A 14,691-nucleotide genomic window follows, 5' to 3' on the forward strand; every position below is an offset into this window, starting at 1 on the left:
GATGTGTGGACGCATGGCCCTGACTTTGCCGCATGACGCGATCGCACAGGTCTTTGACGCGGCCCCGGCCAACGACCTGCCGCCGGTGCCGAACTACAATGTCTGCCCCACCGCGCAGGTCGCTACCGTGACCAGCGACGCGGAGACGCGCCACCTGCGGCCCATGCGCTGGGGCTTCGTGCCGCATTGGTACAAGGCGGTGAACGACGGCCCGCTGCTGATCAATGCCCGCGCCGAAACCATCGCCGAGAAACCCGCCTTTCGCGCCGCCTGCCGGGAACGCCGCTGCCTGGTCCCGGCCAGCGGTTTCTACGAATGGACCCGGCTGGAGGACGGCACCAAGCTGCCCTGGTATATCACCCGCCGTGACGGCGCCCCGCTGGCCTTTGCCGGCATCTGGCAGGACTGGGAACGCGGCGGCGAAGCGCTGAGCAGTTGCGCCGTGGTCACCACCGGCGCCAATGAGGCCATGTCGCGGGTCCATCACCGTATCCCGGTGATCCTGGAACAGGACGATTGGCCGCTCTGGCTGGGCGAGGCAGGCAAGGGCGCGGCGACACTGATGCACGCTCCGAAGGAGGACGTGCTGGACTTTCACCGGGTCAGCCCGGCCGTGAATTCCAACCGCGCCAGCGGGCCGGACCTGATCGAACCGGTCGACCCGGAGGACGAAGGCTAACTCGCGAACAGTCTCGCATGACTCTTGCGCAGCGCCGCCTTCTGCACCTTGCCCATGGTGTTGCGGGGCAGTTCCGAAACCACCTCGACATGGCGCGGTTGCTTGAAGGGCGCCAGCCCGCTCAGGCCGCTCCTGACCGTATCGGGCGCGATGTCGCCTACGACCACGGCGACCGCGGCCTCGCCCATATCAGGGTGGGGCACGCCGATCACCGCGCTTTCGACAACCCCGGGCAGGGCGTCGATCGCCTCTTCCACCTCCTTGGGATAGACGTTCAGCCCGCCGGAAATGACCAGGTCCTTGGCGCGGCCGACGATGGTGACATAGCCATCCTCCGCCTGCACGGCCAGGTCGCCGGTGATGAAAAACCCGTCGGGCCGCAACTCCTCGGCGGTCTTGTCGGGCATGTTCCAATAGCCCTGAAAGACGTTCGGGCCGCGCACCTCGATCACGCCGATCTCGCCGGGGGGCAGGTCCGCGCCGGTTTCGGGGTCGCGGATCTTCAGCTCCGTAGCCGGGAGCGGCTGGCCCACAGTGCCCGCGCGCCGGTCGCCCTCGTAGGGGTTCGAGGTGGACATGCTGGTTTCCGTCATGCCGTAGCGTTCCAGGATGCGGTGCCCCGTCCGCGCGGTGAAGCGATCATGCGTTTCCGCCAGCAGCGGGGCCGAGCCGGAAATGAACAGCCGCATGTCGGCGGTCAGGGCCCGGTCCAGCCGGTCATCGTCCAACAGGCGGGTATAGAAGGTCGGCACGCCCATCATGGTGGTGGCGCGGGGCAGGGTGGCGATCACCGCATCCAGGTCGAATCTCGGCAACAAGATCATGCTGCCCCTGGCAAGCAAGGTGACATTGGTCGCCACGAAAAGCCCGTGGGTATGAAAGATCGGCAGGGCGTGGATCAGCCTGTCGCGGTCGGTGAAGCGCCACAACTCGCGCAGGGCCTGCGCGTTGGACAACAGGTTGCGATGGGTCAGCATCGCGCCCTTGGAGCGTCCCGTTGTGCCCGATGTGTATAGCAGCGCGGCAAGGGTGTCGGGCCCGCGTTCGGCGACCGGGGCCACGTCTTCCTGTTTCGCCATGAGGTCGAGGAAACTGCCGCTGTCGCCATCGGCGGCCAGGGTCAGGACAGGGCCACCGCCCGCCAGCGCCTGCTCCGAGACAGGGTCGCAGATCAGTAGGCGCGCGCCGCTGTCCTCGCGGAAATAGGCGACCTCGTCCGGTGTATAGGCGGTATTGAGCGGCAAGTAGACCACCCCGGCCTGCACGGCCCCGGCATAGAGCGCCAGCGCGATGGGCGACTTGCCCACCTGCACCACGACTCGATCTCCGGTGCCCAGCCCGGCAGCGGCATAGGCATTGGCGGCGCGCGCCGCCAGCCGCAGGAATTTGGCATAGCCGATCCGCCGGCCCTGCCATTCGAGGAAGGGGGCGGCGCTGTCCATATGCGGCGCGAAAAGCGCGTCATAAAGCGTGTTCGGCGCCATGTCGGGCGGCGTGTCGTCCGGCGGTGCGGCATGCAGGCGGCAGCCGCAATCGGGCGGGTGTTCGGTGTGGTCATGCATGGGCACATCTTTGCCGGGCCCAGCGTCGGGGGCAATGGCTAGATCGGCCCGGGTCGGCGTTCATCCGAGAGCAGCACGTTCGCCTCCACGTCGCCCACCCCGGGCAGGGTCATGATCCGGCGCCGCAAGACCCGCTCGAAATCGGACAGGTCGCGGGCCACGACGCGCAGGCGGTAATCATACATCCCCAGCACGTGCTCGACCAGCTGCACTTCGGGGATCGCGGTCACCGCCCGCTCGAAATCCTCGAGGCTCACCCGGCCCTTGGTGGCCAGCTTGACGCCCAGGAACACCGTTACGCCGAACCCCAGCGCCTCGGCGTCCAGATCGACCCTCTGCCCAGCCAGTACGCCCGCATCGCGCAGGCGCCGCAGGCGCCGCCAGGTGGCGGGCTGGCTCAGCCCCACCGTGTCACCCACGGCCGCCGCGCTGCGCCCGGCATCGCGGGTCATCTCGCGCAGCAGCGCGCGATCGGTGGCGTCCAGGTCCGTCACAGGGGCAGGCTTTCGTCGTTCTTGAGTGTCGCGACCGTCATCAGCGCCTCCAGTTCGGCGATATGGGGCAGGGCGAGGATGCGCTCGCGGTAGAGCTGCTGGTAATGGGCCATGTCGCGGGCGATCACGTAAAGCCGCACGTCGACCCGGCCAAGGAAGGTCTGTATTTCGACAACCTCGGGGATCTCGCGCGCGGCGGAGATGAAGGCGTCGAAGGCGTTCGACTGGGTCTTTTCGAGGGTGAAGCGCAGGCTGACTGCCACGGCATATCCCAGCGCCGTCCAGTCGATCCGCGCGCGACGTCCGCGCAGGATGCCGCGCTCTTCCAGCCGGGCCAGCCTGCGTGTCGCGCGCAGGGCCGTCACACCTGCCCGCCCGGCCAGGTCGGCGGCGGTCAGGCTCGGATCGGCCTGCAACTGGCGCAGGATACGGCGGTCCAGGTCATCTAGCATGAAAAATTCATTATTAAAAAAAATAGCGAATAACAACATCATTAAGGCGGTAAAAAGACTGTTTTGCCCTCTCGCTATCCCTGCCGGCTGGCGGCATAACGGCGCCCGAGACAAGCAAGCCAAAAGAAAGGACCGCCCCATGCGCGTTTATTATGATCGCGATTGCGATGTGAACCTGATCAAGGACAAGAAGGTCGCCATACTCGGCTATGGATCGCAGGGCCACGCCCATGCTCTGAACCTGCGTGACAGCGGCGCCAAGAACGTCGCCGTGGCCCTGCGCGACGGCTCGGCCTCGGCCGCCAAGGCTGAAGGCGAAGGCCTGCAGGTCATGGGCATCGCCGAGGCGGCCGCCTGGTGCGACCTGATGATGTTCACCATGCCCGACGAGCTTCAGGCGGAGACCTACCGCAAATACGTCCGCGACAACCTCAAGCCTGGCGCGGCCATCGCCTTTGCCCATGGCCTGAACGTGCATTTCGGCCTGATCGAGGCGCCCGAAGGCGTCGACGTGATCATGATGGCCCCCAAGGGCCCGGGCCACACCGTGCGTGGCGAATACGTCAAGGGCGGCGGCGTGCCCTGCCTGGTGGCCGTGGACCAGGACGCCACCGGCAAGGCCATGGAAATCGGCCTGTCCTACTGCTCGGCCATCGGTGGCGGGCGCTCGGGCATCATCGAGACCAACTTCCGGCAGGAATGCGAAACCGACCTGTTCGGTGAACAGGCCGTTCTCTGCGGAGGACTGGTCGAGCTCATCCGCATGGGCTTCGAGACCCTGGTCGAGGCCGGCTACGAGCCAGAAATGGCCTATTTCGAATGCCTGCACGAGGTGAAGTTGATCGTGGACCTGATCTACGAGGGCGGCATCGCCAACATGAATTACTCGATTTCGAACACCGCCGAATACGGCGAATACGTCTCGGGTCCGCGCATTCTGCCCTATGACGAGACCAAGAAGCGCATGAAAGAGGTCCTGAATGACATCCAGACCGGCCGTTTCGTGCGTGATTTCATGCAGGAAAATGCCGTTGGCCAGCCCATGTTCAAGGCCACCCGCCGCCTGAACGACGAACACCAGATCGAACAGGTTGGCGAGAAGCTGCGCGCCATGATGCCCTGGATTTCCGCGGGCAAGCTGGTGGACAAGACCAAGAACTGAGCGGACGGAAATTACACAATTCCCGTTGCTGGATGGAATTCCCGGTAATTCGACCCCGGTCCCGCAAGCAGGTGCTTGCGGGACCGTTTCGTTTCAGGGCAAGTGGCGGACATGGCGCCGCAACCGACCCTGACGAACTGGCTTTCCGTCATCGCCCTCGGCCTGATCTGGGGCGGGACCTTCATGGTCGTTTCCATTGCCCTGCAGGGCTATGGACCGCTGACGGTGGCCGGCGCGCGCACCACGCTGGGGGCGGTGTCGCTGCTGGCCTTGATGCAGGTCCTTGGCCGGCCCTGGCCGCGTGGGCGGGCCGTCTGGACCTACCTTGCGGTGATCGGACCGCTGAATACCGCCTTGCCCTTCTTCCTGCTCAGTTGGAGCCAGCAATATGTGCCCTCGGCCTTTGCCGGACTGGCCATGGCGGCGATGCCGCTCTTCGTGCTGCCCCTGGCGCACCTTGTCAGTGACGAGAAACTGGCCCTGCGCAAGACGTTGGGCGTGATCCTTGGCTTCGTTGGCGCCGCGGTCTTGCTGGGGCCGGGGGCGTTGCGGCTCGGGCAGGGGATCGTGCCGCTTGCACAGATCGCCTGCCTGGGGGCGGCGCTGTCCTATGCCGTCGCCTCGGTTCTGACCCGCCGCTGTCCGCCGGTCGATGCCATCGCTATGGCCGCGATCACCCTGACGGTCGGCGCGGTCTGCCTCGTCCCTGCGATGCTGCTGATCGAGGGGGTGCCGGAGTGGCAGCCCGGCGCGCCGGGGCTTGCAATCCTTTTCCTGGGGCTTGTGCCCACGGCCCTGGCCGCGCTCTTGCGGGTGACGGTTGTGCGCAGCGCGGGGTCGGTCTTCATGACGCTGGTCAACTACCAGGTTCCGGTCTGGTCGATGGTCTTCGGGGCGCTGGTTCTGAACGAGGCGCTGCCGGGCCGCTTCTTCGTCGCGCTCGCGTTGATTCTGGCAGGCCTCGCGATCAGCCAGTGGCGCCGACAGCGGCGGCTGTTCAAAGTGCGCGCCTGAGGTGCACGAGCTGGCCCGTGCCGCGCTACCGGGCGCTTTGTTCGACCTCGGCCACGATCCCCTCGACCACCTGCGCCAGCAGGCCCTCATCCTCGCATTCGGCCATGACACGGATCAGCGGTTCGGTCCCGGACTTGCGGATCAGAAGGCGGCCCTTGCCGTTCAGTTGCCCCTCGGCTGCCGCGATGGCCCGCTTCACCGGGCCCATGCCCAGTGGATCGCATCCCGTCGCATAACGCACGTTGCGCAGAAGCTGAGGCACAGGATCGAAGACCCGCGTCAACTCGGAGGCGCGACGGCCCGTCTCCACCATGGCCGCCAGGAACTGCATTCCAGCCAGCAATCCGTCACCCGTGGTGGCATAGTCGGTCATCACGATGTGGCCCGATTGTTCGCCGCCCAGGTTGAAGCCGCCCGCGCGCATCCGCTCGACCACGTAGCGGTCCCCGACCCGGGTCCGGTCCAACGCGATGTCCCGCCCCCCCAGGTAGCGTTCCAGTCCGAGATTGGACATGACCGTCGCGACCAGCGTGTTTCCCGCGAGCCGGTCGGCCTCGGCCCAGCGGCTCGCGAATAGCGCCATGACCTGGTCACCGTCGGCGACGGTGCCGGATTCGTCGAGGATCATCACCCGATCGGCGTCACCATCCAGGCATATCCCGACATCAGCGCCGTGGGTCACGATGGCCTCGGCGGCGCGGCGCGGCGCGGTAGAGCCGACCCCATCATTGATATTGTAGCCGTCCGGGGCAATGCCCACGGGGACCACCTCGGCGCCCAGTTCCCACAGGACTTCGGGGGCGACGCGATGTGCGGCGCCGTTCGCGCAATCGACCACCACCTTGAGACCGGCCAGGGTGCGCCCCGTCGGAAAGGTCGACTTGAGCCGCTCGGCATAACGGAAACGTCCGTCGTCGATACGCTTGGCCCGGCCGATGTTCACGGCCTGGACGGGCTCGATCCCCGCTTCGAGCAACCGCTCGATCTCGGTCTCGGCCGCGTCGGACAGCTTGAAGCCATCGGGGCCGAAGAACTTGATACCATTATCGACCGCCGGGTTGTGGCTGGCCGAGATCATGATGCCCAGATCGGCGCGCATCGAGGTGGTCAGCAGTCCCACCGCGGGCGTCGGCACCGGGCCGAGCAACAGCACGTTCATGCCCGTGCTGGTCAGGCCAGCAGTCAGCGCGTTCTGGAACATGTAGCCCGACAGGCGGGTGTCCTTGCCGATGACGACCCGGTGGTCGTTGGCCCGGTCATTGCGGAAATAGCGTCCGGCAGCAGCGCCCAGGCGCAGGGCCAGGTCCGCCGTCATCGGCGGTGTATTGGCGGTGCCGCGTACCCCGTCGGTGCCAAACAGCTTGCGGGTCATGGTGCCTCTCCTTTCAGGGCGTCGGCCACCTGGAAGGCCTGCCGGGTCTCGGCCGTGTCATGCACCCGCAGGATCTGCACCCCTTGGGCCAGTCCGTGCAACGCTAAGGCGAGCGATCCGGGTACACGGTCCCGGGCCTCTGGTGCGTCGGCCAGCGTTCCGATGAGGCGTTTGCGCGAGGCTCCCAGCAGGACCGGACAGCCCAGTGCGTGAAACAACGACAGCCGCCGCAGCAACGCAAGGTTGTGGTCGAGAGTCTTGCCGAAACCGATCCCGGGGTCAACGACGATGCGGTCTCGCGGCAGGCCCGCCGCCTCGGCCAGCGCGATGCGGTTGGCCAGGAAATCGTAGACGTCCAGAAGCACGTCGTCATAGGTCGGGTTATCTTGCATGTCCTGGGGCGTGCCCTGGGCATGCATCAGGCAGATCGGCAATCCGCTATCGGAGGCGAATGGCGCCATGCGGCTGTCATGGGAAAAGGCCGAGACATCGTTGAGCATGCTGGCGCCGGCCCCCATCGCCGCCCGCGCGACCATGGATTTTCGCGTGTCGATGGAAATCGGCCTGTCGCTGCCAGCGCGGATCGCGGCGATCACGGGCGCGGTGCGGCTCACCTCTTCCTCGAAGCCGACCTCGACCGCGCCGGGGCGGGTGCTTTCGCCGCCCACGTCGATGATGTCGGCCCCGGCGGCCTGCATGGCGCGGGCCTGGTCCAGCGCCGCCTCGGGGTCCATGAACAGCCCGCCGTCCGAGAAACTGTCGGGCGTGACATTCAGGATGCCCATCAGCCGCGGGTGCGCCATGTCCAGCCCGGCCAGCGGCGCGCGCGGGGCGCCAAGCCGCTCCAGCACCTCCGCGGGGACCTCCTCCGCCGGGATCAACTCGGGCGCGTCCGTTCGCGTGATCCGTTCCACCTGGGTGAACCAGCACCATCCGCCGGCCAGCGTGATCGCCCCGGCGGGCCGGTGCGGGTCGCCTTGTACGACGGGGCGGAAATAGGCCTTGGCGGGGTCGGGCATCAGTCCAGCGCGTAGCTTGTGGTCGGCAGGGCGCAGTCTGGCGCGGCCGCGCCGAGAACGCAAAGCTCTTCGGCCTGCATTTCGCCCGCGAACCAGGCGGCCAGCGCCAGCGCGTCGCGCGGGCTGGCCGAGGGGCTTTCCACGGCGTCCAGCACGATCTTGGAGGGTGCCCAGACACAGATCTGGCCATTCTTCATGGCCCAGTCGAGTTCCGTCCGGCTGCGGGTCACCACGCAGCGACGGTCGCGCCCGGCCAGCACCCAGGCGTTCTGCTCGATGGCAAGCAGGTCGATGCGGCGTTGCGCCAGGGCTGCCCGCGTTTGTGGGGCCGGGGTATCGGAGGGCCCGACGCAGAATATCAGCGGCGCGGCGCGCGCGGCGAAATCGTCGATCCAGCCCGACAGGCTGTCGGATGTGATCGCCGAGTTGGTCAGGTAGACGATGCGCGGGTGCGGGGCCTCTTCGTGGGCCTGGGCAGCGGCGGCCTGCTTGCCGCGCTCGCGCGCGATTTCGACGCCCAGGGCGCCGGGGCCGCGGTCCAGTTTCTCGATGCGCACGAAGACCCGCTCGGCCTGGGGTTCCAGCAGGATACGGTCGGCCACACGCTCGGCGAGGGTCTCCAGCAGGTTCAGACGCTCCGCGCCCAGCTCGTGCTGGATCGCTTCGGTCACCCGGTCGTAGGACAGTATGCGGTCGACATCATCCTCGATGGGACCCGACAGCGGGGCGACCTCGACCACCACGTTGAACTTGATGTGCTGAAGGGTGCCGCGCTCGGCCTGAAAGGCGCCGATCTCGACCTCGGCGACGTAGTCGCGCAGCGAGATCCGGTCATTGAGCGCGCCTTCGGCGGGCACGGTGGCTTCGGCCCGTTCTGCCGGATGGGCGAAAGCGAGACGGATGTCGGTATTCATGGGGCACCCCCGGTTGACATGTCGCGGGGATACTAGGGCCTTGGCACGGGAACAAGCGCCGATGCGCGACCGGCGAATGCCCGCGCGCGACGCGGCCCGTCTCAGCCTTGGCGATAGAAGTGGTGCGAGCCGATGGTGATGGTGCGCGGGAAGATCCGCGCCCAGCGCGGGCTTACGGCGCGGGTATGGTAATAGGTGGCGCCGTCTGTCAGGTCGCCCGGCGCTACCCCGTCCATCAGAAGACGGGCCACCTTGCCGACCGCGGTCCAGGCGCGCGGTTCATGCACTGTTTCGGGGTGCCCGTCGCAGGTGAAGGTGAACTGGCAGGCATAAAGCTGCCCTGTCCCCTGTGAGACCACAGCGCATACATCGTCTGGAAAGCGGGCGCTGTCCACGCGGTTGAGGATGACCTCGCCGACGGCGAACATGCCACGCACGGATTCGCCGCGCGCCTCGAAGTAGAGCGCCTCGGTCAGGCATTCCCACTGCGCGCCACCCTCGGGGGCGGGCTGCCTGGCGAGAAAGGCATTGTCATAGAGGATCGTCCCCTCGGCGGTCTCGGCCTTGCGCGCGACCGGGCTGGGCGGCGCGGTCAGCGCCGACATGCGGCTGTTGGGCACCATGCGGATCGCCTCGCGCTCCTGACCCAGAAGGGTGGCAAGCCGGGTCTCCAGCAATTCCGCCGTGGCGGCAGTGCCGATCGGAACGAACGCCACGGCTGCGGCCAGAACGGCGCGCTTCAGGATCCGAGAAAACATTTTTCATCCCCACAGGTGTCGCAAGGCGCGGAGCCCTGCCAGCGGGGCTGGACATAGGGCAGGGGTGGCCCATCGTCCACCCCGGGGGTCACAGGGCCGTCATGCAGATGATGCAATAGGGGCACAGGCCTCGCCTGAATATCAATATATTGATCCTGAAATCACTGACACACTAAATATGCTACTTTGCCTTGCCTTCAAGATAGAGCTGTGCGGCGGTCAACCGCGCAACCGGCACCCGGAACGGCGAGCAGGAAACATAGTCGAAGCCGTTCGCGCGGCAGAAATCGATGGCCGCGCGGTCGCCGCCGTGTTCGCCACAGATCGACAGGGTCACGTCCGGACGGCCCGCACGGCCGCGCTCGGCACCGATGCGCAAAAGCTCGCCCACCCCGTCCAGGTCCAGCCGGTGGAAGGGGTCCTCGTCATAGACACCCAGCCTCACGTAGTCGGACATGAAGCGGCTGGCGTCGTCGCGCGACAGGCCATAGGTCATCTGGGTCAGGTCATTGGTCCCGAAAGACAGGAAGGCGGCGTGCTGGGCGATGTCGGCAGCGCGCAGGGCGGCGCGCGGGGTTTCCACCATGACGCCGAGGCGATAGTCGAAATCGGCCCCGGTCTCGGCGCGCACGGCGGCGGCCACGGCGTCGATGCGGCCCTGGACCAGTTCGACCTCCTTCATGGCGCTCACCAGAGGGATCATGATCTCGGGGACCACAGGCGCGCCGGTCTCGCTGGCCGCGATCGTGGCCTCGAAGATGGCGCGGGCCTGCATCTCGTAGATCTCCGGCACGGTCACGCCTAGCCTGACACCGCGCATCCCCAGCATGGGGTTGTATTCCTCAAGCTGCTCGATCCGCTCGACCACCTGGCTGAGCGGCAGGTCCAGCACGTCGGCCAGGTCGCGCATTCCAGCCTTGCCGGTCGGAAGGAACTCGTGCAGCGGCGGGTCGAAAAGGCGGATGCAGACCGGCAAACCCTCCATGATGCGGAACACCTCGGTGAAATCCGCCCGTTGCAACGGTAGCAGCCGGTCCAGAACTGCCGCGCGCCCCTCGGGACTGTCCGAGAAGATCATCTCGTGCATCAGGTTGACGCGGTCTTCCTCGAAGAACATGTGCTCGGTCCTGCACAGCCCGATGCCCTGCGCCATGAAGTTCCGGGCACTCTGGGCGTCGGCGGGGGTGTCGGCATTGGCTCGGATGCCGATGTCGCGCAATTCGTCGGCCCAGGACAGCAGCGTCTGGAAGGTGTCGTCCAGTGCGGCCTCGACCGTCCTGGCCTGACCATTGAGCAACTGCCCGGTGGTTCCATCCACGGTGACGATGTCGCCTTCGCGGAAGATGCGCCCGCGCGGTCCCTTCACCTGGCGTTTGCGTTCGTCGATCACCAGGCCGTCGGCCCCCACGACACAAGGCAGGCCCAGCCCGCGCCCGATCACCGCGGCATGGCTGGTAATACCGCCGCGCACGGTCACCACGGCCTCGGCGGCATGCATCCCGCGGATGTCCTCGGGCGTCGTTTCCCGGCGCATCAGCACGCAGGACTCGTTGCGTGCCGCGCTCGCCTGCGCCTCGTAGGGCGAAAAGACCAGCCGTCCCGCCGCCGCGCCGGGGCTGGCAGCGATGCCGGTGGTGATGATGTCCCGGGTGGCGTCCGCGGCCACCTGCCGGTGCAGCAGTTCCGACAGCGCGTCTGGTTCGACGCGCATCACCGCCTCGTCGCGGGGGATGATCCCGTCTTCGGCCAGGTCGACGGCCACGCGCACGGCTGCCCGCGACGATCTTTGGACGCGGATCGCGTCGAGGACCTTGATCGCACCGTCCTGCAGCACGAACTTGACCTCCATTTCCTCGCGAAGTTTCTGGCGGCAGGCTGCGCCGAGGGCTTGAAGCTGCGCGAAGACCTGCGGGCAGCGATCCTCCAGCGAGGGGCCGCGAGGATCCCGCGTGAGGTAAAGCGTGTCCTCCTGTTCACGCAGGCGTTCGCCGCTGACGGCCTGGGCCTTGTAGCGCCCGGTGGCCCGGCGCTGGCCCGTGGCCGGGTCGATGAACTGGATCACGCCGTAGCCGCTTTCGCCCGCACCGATGCCCAGGGCCATTTCCTGAACCACCAGCCCCAGCCCGGCGTCTGCGGGTGCGCCCTTGGCCTGTCTCAGCAGGCGCGCGCTGGTGCTGTCCCAGGCCCGCGCCATGGTACGCAGAACCTCGGCCAGCTGGACCTCGGCCAACTGCGGGAATGGCGCGTCCGTTTCGGCCTCGTAGACCGCCAGCATGGCATTGAGATTATCAATGCTGGGATGGGCTGCGGCGTTGAATTCCTCGGCGTCCAGCCGCGCGACATGCACCGCGTATGACTGTACGAACGACATGTAGAGCCGGGTCGCCATGTCCTCTCCGATGGTGCCGCAAAGCGCCTCGTGCTTGGCCGCGTTCATGCCGATGTTGAGCATCGCGCCCGGTCCGCCCCAATCAGGGTTCAGGCTGGACGGCCGGACGGACAGCAGCGGCAGCGTGGGGAATTCGCGCAGGATAGCGGCGGCGGCCGGGGGCTGACCACCGGCGATCTGGCGCACCGCGTCAAAGGACAGCGCCACGGTCTTGGGCACGGGGAAATCCATCCGTACCAGCCGTTGCAGGCACTTCGCGCGGCCGCCGTGAACCTCGCCCGCCATGGGCGCGGTCCGGGTAATGACGCACATGTCCTTCAGGGTCACGACTTTCTGCATTGCAGCACTCCTCTGCACGGCACCTTAGGCCGCCCACGATTCGGCGCAAGCCCAGTGTCGGTCATGCAGGGCCGCCGGGCGCCTAGCCCTCGATCCGGCGCAGGTCGGCCACGTCGAGGCAGGTCTTGCGGATGCGCGAGAGCAGGTTCAGCCGGTTGCGCCGCAGCACCGGGCTGTCGGCATTGATCTGCACCTCATCGAAGAAGGCGTCGATGGGCGCGCGCAGATCGGCCATGGCCCCCATGACGGTGGCGAAATCCTCGGCCCCCATGGCGGGGGTGATCCGGGTGTCGGCCGCGTCCAGCGCGGCGAACAGCGCGGTTTCGGCCTCTGACTCGGCGAATTTCACGTCCGCGCCGAAGGAGTATTCGACCCCGTCCTTTTCCTCGGCCTGGGACAGGATGTTGTTGGCCCGCTTGAAGCCCTGGATAAGGTTCTCGCCATCGTCGGTGCGCAGGAAGTCCGACAGCGCCTCGGCCCGCTTGACCAGCAGGGTCAGGTCGTCGTTGCCGGGCATGGCAAGGCAGGCGTCGATGACGTCATGGCGGACACCCTCGCCCCGCAGGTGGACCTTGAGGCGATCGTGGAAGAAACCCAGCAAATCGTCGCTGGTATCCGGCAGTTTGTCCTTCACCAATTTCGTGACCGGTCCGGCGTGTTTGCCGCCGACTTCGACCACGGCGCGGAAGGCGGCGCCGAAGACCCCGTGATCTGCGATCTCGTCAAGGATTTCGTCGAGCGTGTCGATCTCGTCCTCGGCCACATCGGCCCTGTTCAGTTCCACCTTGTGGCGTAGCAACTGCGCATCAACGAAGCGATCCAGGTGCAGGCGCAGGCCATTCCCCAAAACCAGCCGAATAACCCCGAGCGCCGCACGGCGCAGCGCGTAGGGGTCCTTGGACCCTGTCGGTTTCTCGTCGATCGCCCAGAACCCTGTCAGCGTGTCCAGCTTGTCGGCCAGCGCCACGGCCACGGACACCGGCGCGGTGGGCGCGTCGTCTTCCTGCCCCATGGGTTTCCAGTGGTCGCGGCAGGCCTCGGCGACCTCCGGGCTGCGCCCGGCCTCCAGCGCGTAATAGCGCCCCATGACGCCCTGCAATTCGGGAAACTCGCCCACCATTTCCGAGCGCAGGTCAGCCTTGGCGATGCGCGCGGCCTCTTCGGCCATGTCCGGGTCGGCCCCCACATGCGGCGCGATCTCGCGGGCCAGCGCGGCGATGCGGTGGACCCTGTCTGCCTGGCTTCCCAGCTTGGCGTGGAAGGTCACGGAGCTTAGCCCGTCAAGCCAGTCCTGCATGCCCGCCTTGGCCACGCGCAGGTCGTTTTCCCAGAAGAACTTGGCGTCGGCCAGACGCGCGGCCAGAACCTTCTGGTTGCCCGCCAGGATCGTCTTGCCGCCATCGGGGGCTGCGATATTGGCGACGGTGACAAAGCGGGTGATCTGCCCTGTCTTGTCGCGCACCGAGAAGAATTTCTGGTGCTCCTTCATCGAGGTTTGCAGCACCTCGGGCGGCAGGTGCAGGAAGTCGTCGTCGATCTCGCCCATCAGCACCACGGGCCATTCCACCAGCCCCGCGACCTCGGCCAGAAGCCCTTGGTCCTCCACCACCTCGAGCCCGGCCGCGAAGGCAAGGTTCGCGGCGTCTTGCCTGATGTGGTCGGCGCGCTCCTCGGCCCGCAACAGGACACAGGCCGTCTTCAGCTTGGCCTCGTAGTCGTCGAAGCTGGTGACGGCAAAGGCGTCGGGGGCCGTGAAACGATGCCCGTGCGTCGTGTTTCCGGCGGTGATCCCGTCGATTTCCATCGGGACGATCTCGGCGCCGTCGTCATTGGTCAGTATGCACAGGACGGAATGCAAGGGCCGCACCCAGCGCAGGCTGCCCGTGCCCCAGCGCATGGACTTGGGCCAGGGAAAGTGGCGGACGGTATGCTCCAGCACCTCGGCCACGATCTCAGGTGCCTTGCGGCCCTCGTGTTCGATGACGGCGTAATAGACCTGCGCCTTGCCGGTATCACGCACCTGCAGCGCGTCGCGGTCCACCCCGGCGCGGCGGCAGAAGCCCTCGATCGCCTTGTCCGGCGCGCCAACCTTCGGTCCCTTGCGGTCCTCGCGGGTGTCGGGGCTTTCTGCCGACAGCCCCTCGATCGACAGGGCCAGGCGGCGCGGCGTGTGAAAGGCGCCCGCGCCCGCGTATGTCAGACCGGCCTCGACCAGCCCGTCGGTGACAAGGCGCTGCAGGTCGGCGGCGGCTTTTGCCTGCATCCGCGCGGGGATCTCCTCGGAGAAGAGTTCGATCAGAAGATCAGGCATGTCAGTCGGTCTCCGGGGGTTCGGGGCAGTCAGCGGGGACGGGTTCGCCGTCAAAGACGACTTCGCCGCAGCGGTTGATCTGGTGCCAGGCGAAGCCGCGCCCGTCGGGCATCACGGCGACGATGCGATCGATGCCGTACTCGATGTTCTTGACACCCATGAAGCCGACGGCCTCGCCCGCCTCCAGCGCCTCGCCGATCTCGCGGGCGTCGTAGCAGTCGAACCA

13 protein-coding genes are annotated in these 14,691 nt (G+C 67.0%); 3 read left to right on the top strand and 10 right to left on the bottom strand.

Going from position 1 to position 14,691, the window contains the following annotated elements:
- Window position 1 precedes the first annotated feature (1 nt).
- Window positions 2-679, top strand: a complete 678-nt coding sequence (locus tag VJ897_RS08460) for an SOS response-associated peptidase (protein ID WP_324055057.1) — start codon at window positions 2-4, stop codon at window positions 677-679.
- Here VJ897_RS08460 and VJ897_RS08465 read toward each other — a convergent pair.
- The 3 genes from VJ897_RS08465 to VJ897_RS08475 form a co-directional block, all read right to left on the bottom strand.
- Window positions 676-2,163 carry an AMP-binding protein gene (locus tag VJ897_RS08465; protein WP_324055083.1) on the bottom strand — a complete coding sequence of 496 codons (1,488 nt, stop codon included), beginning with the start codon at window positions 2,161-2,163 and terminating at the stop codon, window positions 676-678. The genes VJ897_RS08460 and VJ897_RS08465 overlap by 4 nt on opposite strands.
- A 116-nt stretch (window positions 2,164-2,279) precedes the next feature.
- Entirely contained in the window at window positions 2,280-2,735 is a 456-nt protein-coding gene (locus VJ897_RS08470; RefSeq protein WP_324055059.1) for an Lrp/AsnC family transcriptional regulator, read from the bottom strand.
- A complete protein-coding gene (locus VJ897_RS08475) occupies window positions 2,732-3,187 on the bottom strand; it encodes an Lrp/AsnC family transcriptional regulator (protein WP_324055062.1) in 456 nt (151 codons plus the stop codon). Before VJ897_RS08475 ends, VJ897_RS08470 begins: the two co-directional genes overlap by 4 nt.
- Window positions 3,188-3,326: 139 nt before the next feature.
- On the opposite strand from VJ897_RS08475, the gene ilvC reads away from it, so the two are divergent.
- Together ilvC and VJ897_RS08485 are read left to right on the top strand one after the other, a co-directional pair.
- Window positions 3,327-4,349: a ketol-acid reductoisomerase gene (ilvC, locus tag VJ897_RS08480; RefSeq protein ID WP_324055064.1), complete on the top strand. Its 1,023-nt coding sequence runs from the start codon at window positions 3,327-3,329 to the stop codon at window positions 4,347-4,349.
- A gap of 111 nt (window positions 4,350-4,460) precedes the next feature.
- Window positions 4,461-5,363, top strand: coding sequence for a DMT family transporter (locus VJ897_RS08485; RefSeq protein WP_324055066.1), 903 nt, complete (start codon window positions 4,461-4,463; stop codon window positions 5,361-5,363).
- Between the two features lie 25 nt (window positions 5,364-5,388).
- Here VJ897_RS08485 and glmM read toward each other — a convergent pair whose 3' ends face one another.
- From glmM to VJ897_RS08520, 7 genes are all read right to left on the bottom strand, one after another.
- Window positions 5,389-6,735 (bottom strand): phosphoglucosamine mutase, encoded by a 1,347-nt coding sequence (gene glmM / locus VJ897_RS08490; RefSeq protein WP_324055068.1) that lies wholly within the window; start codon window positions 6,733-6,735, stop codon window positions 5,389-5,391.
- The gene (gene folP, locus VJ897_RS08495) at window positions 6,732-7,754 is read right to left on the bottom strand and encodes a dihydropteroate synthase (protein ID WP_324055070.1); all 1,023 of its coding nucleotides are present in this window, start codon (window positions 7,752-7,754) and stop codon (window positions 6,732-6,734) included. The genes glmM and folP overlap by 4 nt, the downstream gene beginning before the upstream one ends.
- Window positions 7,754-8,668: a dihydroneopterin aldolase gene (locus VJ897_RS08500; protein WP_324055072.1), complete on the bottom strand. Its 915-nt coding sequence runs from the start codon at window positions 8,666-8,668 to the stop codon at window positions 7,754-7,756. The genes folP and VJ897_RS08500 overlap by 1 nt, the downstream gene beginning before the upstream one ends.
- Before the next feature lie 101 nt (window positions 8,669-8,769).
- Window positions 8,770-9,426, bottom strand: coding sequence for a cell wall hydrolase (locus VJ897_RS08505; protein WP_324055074.1), 657 nt, complete (start codon window positions 9,424-9,426; stop codon window positions 8,770-8,772).
- A gap of 181 nt (window positions 9,427-9,607) precedes the next feature.
- Window positions 9,608-12,154 (bottom strand): putative PEP-binding protein, encoded by a 2,547-nt coding sequence (locus VJ897_RS08510; protein WP_324055075.1) that lies wholly within the window; start codon window positions 12,152-12,154, stop codon window positions 9,608-9,610.
- An 82-nt stretch (window positions 12,155-12,236) separates the two neighbouring features.
- Entirely contained in the window at window positions 12,237-14,465 is a 2,229-nt protein-coding gene (gene glyS, locus VJ897_RS08515; protein WP_324055077.1) for a glycine--tRNA ligase subunit beta, read from the bottom strand.
- Window position 14,466: 1 nt separating this feature from the next.
- Window positions 14,467-14,691: DUF6446 family protein (locus VJ897_RS08520; protein WP_324055078.1), on the bottom strand; the 225-nt coding region annotated here is incomplete at its 5' end.

Source organism: Salibaculum sp., assembly GCF_035270045.1.
Taxonomy (GTDB): Bacteria; Pseudomonadota; Alphaproteobacteria; order Rhodobacterales; family Rhodobacteraceae; genus Salibaculum.